1 protein-coding gene is annotated in these 1,127 nt (G+C 36.8%); it reads left to right on the top strand.

Annotation, left to right across the window (positions count from 1 at the left end; all coding sequences use genetic code 11):
• On the top strand, positions 1-1,127 hold a 1,127-nt coding region (locus FC36_RS09190; RefSeq protein WP_035189727.1), incomplete at both ends, for an LPXTG cell wall anchor domain-containing protein.

The raw sequence follows: 1,127 nt of genomic DNA on the forward strand, positions 1-1,127 counted from the left end.
AAGGCAGTCCAAAATAACTTTGGGGTACCTTATGAAACTAATACCGTAACTAACAAGGTTGTTAAGTTAGATCCTAAGAAAGACGTTATCAAGAACGCTGGTGATAGTGCTTCTATTAATGAAAAAGACGTTAAGTTAGGCGACTACATTGCTTACAAGTTAGTTTCTAAAGAATTACCTGAAAACCGGGCTACGATTGTTAAGAATTGGTTCTTAACTGATAACATTGACACTAAACACGATAGTGTTACTCGTCAATACCAAGTTATTGCTAACCAAGACTTCACAGCTGCTAATGGTTCTACGGTGAAGGCAAATGATGATATTTCTCGTTACTTTACTTTCGACTACAATGCGGATAAAGGTGTGCTTACAGTAACCCCTACTGCTGAATATGTAGCTTTAGCAAACTCACAAGCTAATAAGGCTCACAAGATGTCTTATACTGCATTTGTTCAAGTGCAACGTATTGCTTCTGGTTTTGTATACAATACTGTTACAGATACTTTGAACAACGATGCTGATAATTCAAACCAAGTTTGGACCTTTACTTACCAACCAGTTGATCCTGTTGGTAAGAAGAAAGTTACTGTTGGTACTGCTAAAGACCCTAATGGTAAGGACAATGAAGGTGCAAAAGTTGTTAAGGGAGAAACCTTATCATACACTCTTGAAGGTCAACCATTAGTTCAATACCATGAAACTATCAAAGACTTCCAAGTTGTAGATACTTTTGATGGCGATGTAACTTACAAAGGCTTTAAGGCATTCTTCAAGAACAATGATGGAACATTTACTGATGTTACTGAGATGTTCAATGAAGACATCAATGGTAAACAAGTAACCTACTCTGCTGAAGATGCTTTGGTTAAGATGATGAACTCCGACCAATACAATAAGGTTGCTTCATCAACTCCATTTATTGTTGCTTACGTTACAGTAGATCACGATGGTGCTTCTATCAAGAACACTTACGATGTCTTGCTTAATGGTAAGATTGCTGTATCTAACACAACTCACAATACTTCAGTTAAGGTTAACCCTACTAAGTCTGTCTTAGACCAAAAGAATGAAGATATCAACGGAACTAATGTTTTAGTTGGTGATACGTTGAAATACTCCATGAC

Origin of the sequence: Ligilactobacillus equi DSM 15833 = JCM 10991 (assembly GCF_001435735.1) — a bacterium.
Classification (GTDB): domain Bacteria; phylum Bacillota; class Bacilli; order Lactobacillales; family Lactobacillaceae; genus Ligilactobacillus; species Ligilactobacillus equi.